This is a genomic window from Neotamlana nanhaiensis (assembly GCF_000943555.1).
Taxonomy (GTDB): Bacteria; Bacteroidota; Bacteroidia; order Flavobacteriales; family Flavobacteriaceae; genus Neotamlana; species Neotamlana nanhaiensis.
Genome location: NZ_JTDV01000005.1, coordinates 350,058 through 362,661 on the forward strand (window position 1 = coordinate 350,058; position 12,604 = coordinate 362,661).

10 protein-coding genes are annotated in these 12,604 nt (G+C 34.0%); 5 read left to right on the forward strand and 5 right to left on the reverse strand.

Going from position 1 to position 12,604, the window contains the following annotated elements:
- Positions 1-64: 64 nt before the first annotated feature.
- The 3 genes from ade to PK35_RS09040 form a co-directional block, all read right to left on the reverse strand.
- Positions 65-1,684, reverse strand: coding sequence for an adenine deaminase (gene ade / locus PK35_RS09030; RefSeq protein ID WP_044626373.1), 1,620 nt, complete (start codon positions 1,682-1,684; stop codon positions 65-67).
- 26 nt (positions 1,685-1,710) lie between these two features.
- Complete coding sequence (tilS, locus tag PK35_RS09035) at positions 1,711-3,039, reverse strand: tRNA lysidine(34) synthetase TilS (protein WP_044626374.1); 1,329 nt, start codon at positions 3,037-3,039, stop codon at positions 1,711-1,713.
- Positions 3,040-3,230: 191 nt separating this feature from the next.
- The gene (locus PK35_RS09040) at positions 3,231-4,547 is read right to left on the reverse strand and encodes an anthranilate synthase component I family protein (RefSeq protein WP_044626375.1); all 1,317 of its coding nucleotides are present in this window, start codon (positions 4,545-4,547) and stop codon (positions 3,231-3,233) included.
- A gap of 83 nt (positions 4,548-4,630) precedes the next feature.
- Here PK35_RS09040 and PK35_RS09045 point away from each other — a divergent pair, with 83 nt between their 5' ends.
- From PK35_RS09045 to PK35_RS09065, 5 genes are all read left to right on the forward strand, one after another.
- Positions 4,631-5,518: an aldose 1-epimerase family protein gene (locus tag PK35_RS09045; protein WP_044626376.1), complete on the forward strand. Its 888-nt coding sequence runs from the start codon at positions 4,631-4,633 to the stop codon at positions 5,516-5,518.
- A gap of 57 nt (positions 5,519-5,575) precedes the next feature.
- Positions 5,576-5,809, forward strand: a complete 234-nt coding sequence (locus PK35_RS09050) for a hypothetical protein (RefSeq protein ID WP_044626377.1) — start codon at positions 5,576-5,578, stop codon at positions 5,807-5,809.
- Positions 5,794-6,090: a type II toxin-antitoxin system RelE/ParE family toxin gene (locus tag PK35_RS09055; RefSeq protein ID WP_044626378.1), complete on the forward strand. Its 297-nt coding sequence runs from the start codon at positions 5,794-5,796 to the stop codon at positions 6,088-6,090. Before PK35_RS09050 ends, PK35_RS09055 begins: the two co-directional genes overlap by 16 nt.
- A gap of 111 nt (positions 6,091-6,201) precedes the next feature.
- On the forward strand, positions 6,202-7,554 hold the full coding sequence (locus PK35_RS09060) for a DEAD/DEAH box helicase (RefSeq protein WP_044626454.1): 1,353 nt from the start codon (positions 6,202-6,204) through the stop codon (positions 7,552-7,554).
- A 110-nt stretch (positions 7,555-7,664) separates the two neighbouring features.
- Entirely contained in the window at positions 7,665-8,444 is a 780-nt protein-coding gene (locus PK35_RS09065; protein WP_044626379.1) for a S1/P1 nuclease, read from the forward strand.
- A gap of 149 nt (positions 8,445-8,593) precedes the next feature.
- On the opposite strand, the gene PK35_RS17160 is transcribed toward PK35_RS09065, so the two are convergent.
- Entirely contained in the window at positions 8,594-9,868 is a 1,275-nt protein-coding gene (locus PK35_RS17160; protein WP_052825945.1) for a PDDEXK-like family protein, read from the reverse strand.
- Positions 9,869-9,945: 77 nt separating this feature from the next.
- On the reverse strand, positions 9,946-12,564 hold the full coding sequence (locus PK35_RS09075; RefSeq protein WP_044626380.1) for an MGH1-like glycoside hydrolase domain-containing protein: 2,619 nt from the start codon (positions 12,562-12,564) through the stop codon (positions 9,946-9,948).
- Between the last annotated feature and the right edge of the window lie 40 nt (positions 12,565-12,604).

The window sequence follows — 12,604 nt, forward strand, 5'->3', positions numbered from 1 at the left end:
AATAATTCAATAAAAAAGCGAAAACAGCACGACATTATAAAACTTTAAATTTTAAAAGCTAGGTTTATGCCTGCAACGAAGTAAACTTAAAATCTTTACCATTAAACAAGCCTTTATCGCTTAATTTTAAAGCTGGAATAACAAGTAATGCCATAAACGACAAAGTCATATATGGTGCATTTAAAGGAGAACCTAATTGTTTTGCCATAGCATCAAGTTCGGCGTATTGTTTACCAATAGTTTCACCATTTTGATCGCTAATAATTCCTGCAACAGGTAGCGGTACAATTTTTTCTTCGGAAGCAGTTACTGCACAAATACCACCTTTATTTTCAATTATTAAATTTACGGCTTTACATAAGGCTTCATCGGTAGTTCCAACGGCAATAATATTGTGTGAATCGTGACCTACAGAACTGGCTATAGCACCTTTTTTTAGACCGAAATTTTTAATAAATGCCAAAGCAGGTTCCGTATCGTTATAACGATTAACCACCGCCATTTTTAAAATATCTTTTTCGGTATTTGATTCTAAATAACCATTATTTACAGTAGCGTCTTCAATAATTTCATTAGTTACGAGTTGCCCTTCAAGAGCTTCGATAACACGGATTTGTTTCGCTTCGGATTTAATTTTAAATGCTGAAACGTCTTTTTCACTACAATTGAAATTATTCAAATTTTCAAAATCAACTGAAGCTATTAAAGATTCTCCTTGATTAAACACCAATTCACCATTTACATAGGTTTGAAGCGTTTTAAAATCTTTTAAATCTTCAACTACAATAAAATCTGCAAAATCGCCTTCTCTAAGTAATCCGACATCTAAATTGTAATGTTTTACAGGATTTATACAAGCCACTTGCAATACTTTAAAAACATCAGTCCCTTTAGCTACTGCACGCGCACAAAGATTGTTAATATGATGTAACAACAAATCGTCTGGATGCTTATCGTCGCTACAAAACATCATATTCTCGAAATGATCTGGTAACAAATCGATTAAAGCTTCAAAATTTTTAGCAGCACTACCCTCACGAATTAAAATTCTCATGCCCTTTTGAAGTTTTTCTAGAGCTTCATCGTAGGTAAAACATTCATGATCGGTATAAATTCCCGCTGCTATGTATTTTGAAATATCGTCGCCAACAACTCCAGGTGCATGACCATCAACAGGTTTATTATAGTATTTTGCCCAAGCTATTTTTTTTAAAACTTCGTCGTCTTCAAAAATAACGCCTGGGTAATTCATCATTTCAGCGAGATATTTTATGTCGGGATTTTCTAACAGCTTTTTTATGTCATTGGAATTTATAACTGCTCCCGCCGATTCAAAAGATGTTGCCGGAACGCAAGATGGTGCACCAAAATTGAATTTAAACGGTACTTGCTTACCGTTTTCAATCATAAATTCTACGCCTTTTACACCTAAAACATTAGCAATTTCATGCGGATCGGAAACTGTGGCCACCGTACCATGTTTAACCGCTAATTTTGCAAATTCGCTTGGTACCAACATCGAACTTTCTATGTGAATGTGCGCATCGATAAACCCAGGAAGAATGTATTGTTCTACATGATGTTCTTTAGGTTGAATGGATTTTATTTTTCCATTATCAATGGTTACTTCTCCTTTAAAAATGCGTTTGTTTAGTATGTCTACTATTTGGCCTTTTACTTTCATATAATTGTGGGACGCTTTGACTACGCTCAGCGTGACATTAGTTCTATTTTTAGGATGTTTTTAGTGTTTTCAGTGACTTTAAACCTGTTATCTGCTCTTCGATTGATTATCCAAACGATAGCTTCACCAGAACATAATAACCAAGTATTTTCTTTTTCTAGAAGTGAAAATTTTTCGTCTTTAAAATACTTGCTTAACTTCTTTTTACCTTGCATGCCGATTGGATAAAACACATCACCTTCTGCTTTTTTTCTGATACTTAGCGGAAATTCAAGTTGATCTTTATCAACGAAAATGAAATGGTTTTCCGATTTTAAATCTGATGGATTCGATTGAACTTCTTCAAAATTTAAAACTCCAAAGGGTGTTTCAACTGGATCTTGAATATCTGAAATAACTACCTCTGAAAAGGTTTCAACTTCATTTTTAGTCAACAATAAATAATCACGGTCTTTGATTAATCTAAATTCATTTGAAAACACTTGCTTTCCCGGTTGTGCATCGAGTAAGTTTTCAACATCATGCCATTCTGTAAATCCGAATTCCTTTAAGGCTTCAAACAAATAAGCTTTCGGGTTGCTCATTTTTTTAAACTCCGAAATTTTAAAACGCACCTCGTTGTCGCTTATATTTTCGATGGTTTTATTCAGAAATTCATCCATTTTATCATTAACGATTTGCGATGAATCTTGCAAATTATTTAAAGTGGATTGAAAACTTTGCAGCAAGCTCGGGTTGATATCCTTTAAAATAGGAATCACTTCGTGGCGCAGTTTATTGCGCAAATATTTCACCGATTTGTTACTGCTATCGTCACGCCACTTAACACGGTTTGAGCTGGCATAATTTACAATGTCTTCACTTGAAAACGGTAATAACGGACGTACAAATTTGCCGTTAACTTCTGGAATTCCGGTTAAGCCTTCTAGCCCTGTACCTCGTGTAAAATTGATTAGAAAAGTTTCTAAGTTATCGTCGGCATGATGTGCCGTTAAAATATAATCGAATTGTAATTGTGATGACAATTCTTCAAACCAATTGTAGCGCAACTCCCGAGCCGCCATTTGTACAGAACGTTTATGTTCTTTGGAATACAATTCGGTGTCAAAATTTTGAACAAACACCTCTAAACCCAAACTTTCGGCTAGCTGTTCTACAAAGGCTTCGTCGCCATCACTTTCATCTGCACGTAAATTAAAATTACAATGCGCAAGTGCAATATTTAAACCTATTTTGTGGCATAAATATGTTAACACAACACTATCAATGCCGCCAGAAATGGCTATAATTAGCTTGCTTTCTGTTAAGAAATTAAGGTTTTGGGTGATATGTTTTTTGAAGGCTTCTTGAGTCATGTTGCCATGGGTTCAGGGGTTTAGTTTACGTTTTGATTCTAAATACAACTAATTTAACATAGTTAGATTTACACTTCGACTGCGCTCAGTGTGACTTTATTGAGATTCTTCAGTCGTGCCTCCTTCTGAATGACAGGATGCATTCAAATATACCAACTTGAATAGTTAATTTATGTGTTTTACGTAAAAATCTAATTTTCTAATACTTCGCGCATCGCTTTTGCTTTAACCAAGCATTCTTCGTATTCGTTTAACGGGTTGCTTTTTGCTGTTATGGCACTTCCAACGGAATAGGACAGATATTTTTTTGTTTCGTTGTACAAAATACTTCGGATAACCACATTAAAATCGAAATCGCCATTTGGCGTAAAATAGCCCACCGCGCCAGAGTAGAGTCCGCGTTTCGTTTCTTCTAAATCTTCAATAATTTGCATTGCCGAAAATTTTGGCGCGCCCGTCATGCTTCCCATAGGAAAAGTGGTTCTTAAAACTTCAACAGGATTTATGGACTCATCAACTTTTGAAGTTACCGTCGAAATCATCTGATGCACTTGATCGAAAGTATAAACTTTACACAATTCTTCCACCTTTACCGAGTTTTTTAATGCTGTCTTCGATAAATCGTTACGCACTAAATCGACAATCATGATGTTTTCACTACGCTCCTTTTCGTCTTTGGACAGATCATTTTTTAATTTCTCGTCTTCTATTTTATTTTCTGAACGTTTTGCAGTTCCCTTTATGGGTTGCGAAATGATTTTATCGCCCTCTTTTTTTATGTAACGCTCAGGTGATGCCGAGAGTAAATAATTATCGAAACTGTTAAAAAAAGTGGCAAAAGGCGGATTGGAAATCGCGTTGAGCTTTTTGTAAGTTTCTAAAGGGTTTATTACAGTGTCTTCGGCATAAAACTCCTGACAAAAATTAGCTTCATAAATACTGCCATGATGGATGTGCTCTAGCATTTTATTGACCTTGCTAAAATAAGCGTCTTTATGTATGCGTAAATGAATTTTGATATTGTTGGAAATACTTTTACTCGAGTCATTATAACTTTCGTTATCGCCACAACAAATAGCCTGAAAATCAACATCTATCTCATCATCAACCGCTTTTAAATATTGAATTTCAAGCGTATTCTCTTTAATTAAAAATAGCTTTTTTGGCTGGAAAAAGTACAAATCAGGAAAGTGTAAGCCATCATGATTTTCAGATTTTAAAGGCTCTACATCGTTTTTTAAATCGTAGGTTAAATAGCCAAAAATCCAATCGTTGGTTGTTTTTTGGTAATCGTTCAACTTATCAAACGCCTCGAAATAATCGGTTTTAATACTAGTAAATGCATCTACAGCCAAAATAGCATCGTAACTGCTATATTTTTGGGTAGCTTTGTTCTTTTCGGGGTTAGAATCTAGCCAAACAACATCGTCAAACTGTTGTGCCCATTGCAACAATTGCGTTTTTAAGGTTGCTAAATCTTCAATGTTTTTTATTAAAGTCGTTCTCAATAATCTGTAATTATGCCACAAAGTTAGTTAGAATCCTTAAATTTTTTTCAAATTTGTAGTACTGTTTCAAACTATAAAAAAGCATGTACACTTTAAAAAACGATAAACTTAAAATTGCCATAAAAAAAATTGGCGCCGAACTTTGCGAAATTTCTTCAGTAAAAAATAACACCCAATTTATGTGGGACGCCAATCCTGATGTTTGGGGTAGTTACGCGCCTAATTTATTTCCTGTAATTGGTGCTTTAAAAGATAATTCTGTAACGTTTGAAGGTGAAACTTATAACACGCCAAGACACGGTTTTATTAGGCACAACAAAGATATTTCGTTACATAGCGAAACCGATAACAGCCTTACTTTTAAACTAGGAAGCAATGCCGAATTACTAAAAATTTACCCGTTTAAGTTTGAGTTTTTTATCACATTTACTTTAAACGAAAATATGGTTACAGTTTCGCATACCGTGAAAAATACCGATACAAAAACCATGTATTTCTCACTTGGTGGGCATCCGGCTTTTAAATGTCCTGTTTTTGAAGATGAAGCTTACGATGATTATTTTCTAGAATTTGAACATAATGAAAACTCAAAACGCCATTTAATTGAAATGGGTAGCGGACTTATTTTAAACGAAACCGAACCTGTTTTTAACAACACGAACACCCTACCTTTAAAACACGAACTTTTTGAGGTTGACGCCCTTGTTTTTAAAGATTTAAAATCTAAATGGATTAGTTTAAACAGCAAAAATCATGGCGAAATTTTAAAGGTTAGCTATCCTAAATTTAATTATATGGGTATTTGGGCAAAACCTAACGGCGACTACGTGTGTATAGAGCCTTGGCTTGGAATTGCCGATAGCGTAGATACAAACGGGAATTTAAAAGACAAAGAAGGTATTTTAAGTTTGGAAGTTGGTGGCGAATTTGAAGCGAGTTATAGTATAGCAATCAGTGAAAAACTGCTTTAATTGGCACTTTTAGCTAAATAATTTTTAAATTTATAAAAGGATTAACATTTTGGAATTATGAATGCCGCAGAATTGAAATTAAATCTCATTACAAAAATCACCAGTATATCGGATAAAAAAAAGTTAACCGAACTGTTGCAGCTCATTAACTTTCAGTCAGACGCTTCTGAATTCATTACAAGCAATGATGAAAAACAGGCGATTTCCGAAGCTAAAATACAAATTGAAAAAGGTGACACCTATACTAACTCTCAAGTTCAAGAGGAAGTTTTAAAATGGATAAAAAAATAATTTGGACAAAAAAAGCTAAAGAAGAACTATTTGATATTCTCAACTACTGGAAAAACAGAAACAAATCGAACCTCTTTAGCTTAAAATTATATGAATTAATTGAAGAACAGCTTCAGTTAATTTTGGACTTTCCTGAAATTGGGCGGCCAACAGATATTCCAAATGTATATGTTAAAGTTATTCAGAACTATCTACTCTACTTTGAATTTATTGATAACACGCTTTATATACTAACCTTAAGACACCGCAGTAGAAACCCCAAAACATTAAAAATTAGATAATGTTCATTATTGAAGTTGGATTACAACACACTTAACATTAAAATACAAACCTCCAACTTTTGTAAAAATCCCAAAATAATAACCTTACCTTTGCTACAAAATATTGTGGTTTTGACTTTTGAAGATTTAAATTTAAACACGCCTTTACACAACGCCTTAAACGATTTAGGCTTTACAACACCTACACCTATTCAAGCTGAAGCTTTTAATGTGGTGGCATCGGGAAAAGACATGGTTGGTATTGCACAAACTGGTACAGGAAAAACCTTTGCCTACATGTTACCTATTTTAAAAAATTTAAAATTTTCTAAGCAAGATAACCCAAGAATTTTAGTGCTTGTACCTACTCGAGAGCTGGTGGTGCAAGTGGTTGATGAAATAGAAAAACTCTCTAAATACATTAATAACCGTGTATTGGGAGTGTATGGTGGCACCAATATTAACACTCAAAAACAGGCCGTAGCACAAGGTTTAGATATTATTGTTGCTACTCCAGGTAGACTTTACGATTTAGCGTTAAGTAGAGCGTTGCAATTAAAATCTATTCAGAAATTGGTTATAGACGAGGTAGATGTGATGCTCGATTTAGGGTTTAGACATCAGCTCATTAATATTTTTGATATTTTACCTCAACGTCGCCAAAACATTATGTTTTCGGCAACAATGACACATGACGTAGAGCTTTTAATTAATGACTTTTTTATTAATCCGGAGCAAATTTCAATTGCCGTTTCTGGGACACCGCTTGAAAATATTTCGCAAACCAAATATCAAGTCCTTAACTTTTACACCAAAGTCAATTTACTGGTGCATTTATTAAAAGACCGTGAAAACTTTAATAAAGTTATCGTGTTTGTTGCCTATAAACGTATGGCAGATCGTCTTTTTGAAAAGTTAGATGAATTTTTTAAAGAAGAGCTTTGCGTTATTCACTCAAACAAAACCCAAAATTATCGTTTGCGCAGTATTGAGCAGTTTCGCGAAGGTGTAAACAGGATTTTAATTGCTACCGATGTTATGGCTCGCGGATTAGATATTGATAATGTGAGTCACGTTATTAATTTCGACACGCCAGAATATCCTGAAAATTACATGCACCGTATTGGTAGAACAGGTCGTGCAGAACGCAAAGGTGAATCGGTACTTTTTTACACCGAAAAAGAACAAGAGGCCTTAGAAAATATTGAAACGTTAATGCAAATGGAAATTCCAGTAGTAGATTTTCCTGAAACTGTTGAAATTTCAAACGAGTTAACGCCCGAAGAACGCCCTGAAATTAAGGAACGTAATAATCCGCATAGGCAAAAAGAAGAAGATGCTCCTGGTCCTGCTTTTCATGAGAAAAAAGCTAAAAACCAAAAGGTTAATTTAGGTGGATCGTACCGACGTGACATGGCGAAAAAGTATAAAAAGCCAAAAACGCGTGGTGATAAAAATGCAAACCGCCGAAATAAACGGAAATAAATTGCTTTTATTTCACTTAAGTTTTTGATCTAAAAAATTAACACTTCTTTAAATTTTTAGAAGTCTTACTTATTTAATTTAGCCAAAAATTAAATATTCAACCGTACAACATGAAAACTAAATTTATTTTAATAGCTGTAATGCTGTCTTCGTTAGTAATTTCGGCAAAAAACGAACCAAAATGGGGTGCCACAGGACATCGCGTTGTTGGTGAAATTGCGAACAAGCACTTATCTGGTAAAGCCAAACGTGCTATTAAAAAGATTTTGAATAGAGAATCGTTGGCTTTTGCTTCTACTTTTGCTGATGAAATAAAATCGGACGACCGTTACAAAGCGTTTTCTACTTGGCACTATGTAAACATCCCTATGGATGCCGATTATGATGCAGCTAAGAGTAACCCTGAAGGTGATTTGGTTACTGGCATTGCAAAGTGTAAAGCTGTAATTACAAACAAAAATAGTAGCGACGACGATAAAGCTTTCTATCTAAAACTTCTTATTCATTTAATTGGAGATTTACATCAACCTATGCATATTGGTTTAGCTGAAGACCGTGGCGGAAACGATTTTCATGTGCAATGGTTTTACAACGACACCAATTTACATAGTGTTTGGGATAGTAAACTCATTGATAATTACGGCATGACCTACACCGAACTTGCCAATAACACCGAATACTTAACAAAACAAGAAATTAAAGCGCTTCAAGAAGGCTCTGTCATTGATTGGGTAAACGAAACACACACGATTACTCGCAAAATTTACGACAACGTAAAACCTAATGAAAATTTACGTTATCGTTATTCGTATTTGTTTTTTGGTACCGTACGCGAACAATTACAAAAAGGAGGAATTCGTTTAGCTAAAGTGCTAAATGATTTGTTTTAGGATTGTTTTGTCAACGCATATCAAAAGCTTTTGATTAAGCTATCAGCAATCATGTAATTTGTAACATTTACTATTCTAATTGAAAACATCCAAGTATTTTACAAAAAGAAAACAACAACAATTCTCCTCCAATTTTTTAATAGGAATAGTTAATTTTCTTCGATAACTTTATTTTTAACGGATATAAAATACTCTTCTATTTTCGGATTAAATTCATTAATAAATTCTATACATTGATCAACAAAGTGGTTCAATATTGTTTGATAAATATCACTATTTGGATTTTTAATCTTATCCAAAAATGAATTATCTCTAAAATTTATATGATTTCCGTTGTAGTCTAAATACTTGACAGTTTTCCAATATCTATTGTCAAAATCAGGTGAAATTTCATAAATAGGATAATTTTTGTATTTAGAATTAAAATCTAAAATACCAATAAAAACATTGCCAGCGTGATGACCACTATCATTAAAACTTTCAATTGAAATTTCTAATTCAAATTCATTTATACCGAGAGACTTGTTAAAAACAAATATTTGTGCAATACCTTTTTTATGTATGGCATTAGGAGTCTTTATATCAAATTTTTTATCTGAAAATTTTTGTTTTAAAATTTTTACAACATCCTCTCTGAACTGATATCTAATGTGATCTCGTAAATTTTGGAATTCCGTGCTAATCGTATCTGCTGCTTCGTGATTGTCAAATAACAAGTCAATCATTTTTTGACGGTCATTCATATTTTGATTTGTTAATTTTTGAATTAATAATATATATTGTTTTATCGACTCTCTAAGTTGAGGTACATTTACTGATTTTTCATAGCATAATTTTAACCAATTTAAGATATCGTAAGAATAACTTAAAGTATAGTAATCCTCTCCATTTTTTAACTTGTTTTCATCTTTTTCTACCAATAAGTCACTATCTTTTATTGACATCTCTGAGGCATCTTCCCCAAATAAAGTCAAATAATACACCTTATTTTGTCCCTTACTAAAATTACAATATCTAATTAATTGATTTTCTTGGTCACCAGCATAGATTTTATTTTCTATTGATATACAATTATTATTATCAGTAATTAGAATATCAATTCGTCCACCATCCGAATTAGTTTTTGCTCCTATATGATGCTCTTTTATAACATTAGTATTTAAAAAGTTTAAAGGCTCTTTATATTCTATGGTTTCTAAGAATAACTCTAAGAAGACACTTCCCTGCAAATGACTTCCTTTAGGGCTTAGTAATTCGGCTATGAAATTTGAATGCGTTTTGTTCTCTTTAGTTTCGACTCCTAAAATTGAAAAGATATTAAAAGTTTCGCCTTTAATTTTTTCTATTTCTCTTTGGTGAGCGGATAAAGTATTAACCTCACTAAGTAACTTCGATATTTTATTTATGTCTTGGTATTTATTCAAATCATTTTTTTTTATTATTTTAAACTACTAACAAACTTCAATTCCCTACATAAACCGAAATTTCAAAAAACAACCACCTACTCATCCATTTCCATAATTAAATTCGCAATTAAAGCTGTCCAACCGGTTTGATGCGAAGCGCCTAAACCTTTACCTGTATCACCATCGAAAAACTCGTAAAACAGGTGTAAGTTTTTAAAATGTTCGTCGTTGGTAAATTTATTTTCGGCATCATTGGCATGATATTGAAATTTACCGTTAGAATTCACCTCAAAAAGCTTTATTAAACGTTTTGTAAGTTGGTTCGCAATTTGCTTTAAATTGAGTTTATTACCAGAGCCTGTTGGGAATTCGTATTGATATTCGTCGCCATAAAACTTGTAGTATTTTCGCAACGATTGAATAATCATATAATTTATTGGCATCCAAATTGGTCCGCGCCAATTGGAATTACCGCCAAACATATTCGAGCGACTTTCACCTGGTTCGTATTGTATTTGATGATACCCATGATACTGGAATACAAAAGGGTGTTTCTCATGGTATTTAGATAAGGATCGAATACCAAAATCTGATAAAAATTCATCTTCGTCCAATAAACGCTTCAAAAGGTGTTCTAACCTAAAACCTCTCATAATAGAGAACAGATAGTTGCCATCATCATTTGGCGCATCAATATTTGAAATTAACGATGCTAAATCGGGGCGTGTTCTAATAATTTCGTTAGCTCGAAACCTAAAATCTTTCAATTCTTCAAATAAATCTTTGTGCATCACCTCAACAGCAAACATAGGAATTACCCCCACTAAAGAGCGTACTTTTAAACGATCGGAAACGCCGCTATTCATCTCGACCACATCGTAATAAAAATTATCATCGTCGTCCCAAAGCGAAATATCGCGTTCGCCAATGTGATGCATTGCCCAAGCAATATTTAAAAAGTGCCTAAAGAATTTAGCTGCTGCATCTTCGTACGATCGGTTTTGGTCGGCAAGCTCGAAGGACATGCGTAACATATTTAATGTAAACATCGCCATCCAACTGGTAGCATCGGCTTGTTGCATTCGCGTGATACCTGGAGGCATGTGGTTGCGATCGAAAACGCCAATGTTATCCAACCCTAAAAACCCACCTTCAAATAAATCGGTGCCATTTTTATCTTTTTGATTTACCCACCAGGTAAAATTGAGTAGTAATTTTTGAAAGGCACGTTCTAAAAACTCAATATCACCTTTACCATTATAAGCTTTATCTTTTTCGTAAACATGCCAAACAGCCCATGAATGTACGGGTGGATTTACATCGCTAAAATTCCATTCGTAAGCAGGAATTTGACCATTTGGATGCATATAATTTTCCTTTAAAACAAGTAGTAATTGCTCTTTAGCAAAAAACGGATCGACCTCAACAAACGAAGCCATATGGAAGGCTAAATCCCAAGCGGCATACCAAGGATATTCCCATTTATCGGGCATAGAAATTACATGCCTATTGGTAAGGTGTTGCCAACCTAAATTTCGTAAATTCGTCCTATTTGGCTTTATTTCACCAGGACCGCCAAACAACCATTTATGTACATCGTAATAGTAAAATTGCTTTGTCCAGAATAAACCAGCAAAAGCACTTTTGGCAATTTCTTTATGAGTTGCTGGCAGATCATCATTTAAGGTTTGCCAATAAAAATCTTCATATTCGTTTATTCTTTCATAAAAAATATGATCGTAATCTGCCCAAGGGTTTTCGTGTTTATTTTTACTTAATCTTACCCTAATCGTTTTAGCTTCTCCAGGTTGTAAATTTAGTTTAAACCATGCTGCGAATTTCGAACCAGTTTTCTCTGGATTTACGGTATCTTTTCCGTTTACAACATGCTCGTTAATGCCATCTTTTACATAGCTAACATCGTTTGGAATATTATAAATACGTTTATTATTGGTTTCGTTTTCGCAAAATAATTGCTCACCCCCTTCGTGATAAAAATAATAACGGCCATTTCTGGTACTACGCGAATACACGCTAGAATCATTTATAGACTTAATACTTGGTCGTGTATGGCGTTTGTTATGTTTCCAAAAATTACGAAACCATAAATGGGGTAACACATGAATATCAGCCGTTTTATCACCACGATTTACCACGGTAACCTTCATGAGAATATCATTTACATCGGCCTTAGCATATTCAATATAACAATCGAAATATTCGTTGTTTTTAAAAATTCCTGTATCTAATAATTCGTATTCAAATTCGTCACGACTCCTGCGATTTCCTGAAACTAAATCGTTGTAAGGATAGGCGTTTTGGGTGTACTTGTATAAGTATTTGCAATAAGAATGTGTGGGTGTTGAGGCTAAATGAAAATAGAGTTCTTTTACATCTTCCCCATGATTACCTTGATTGTTGGTTAACCCAAATAAACGTTCTTTTAAAATGCGATCTTTACCATTCCAAAACGCGGTAGCTAAACATAAAATTTCTCTAGAATCGCAAAATCCAGCAATACCTTCTTCACCCCAACGAAAGGCATTACTTCGGGCTTTATCATGATCTATAAACTCCCAAGAAGTCCCATGCTCGCTGTAATCTTCGCGTACGGTTCCCCATTGTCTGTCGGCCAAATATGGCCCCCACATTTTCCAGTGTCTATAAGTATCTTCACCTGATAATCGCTCTACTTCTGGTCCGTTTTGAATCATTTTTTGAATAGTTTAGTTTTCGAGAAAGTTTGTTTGTTTC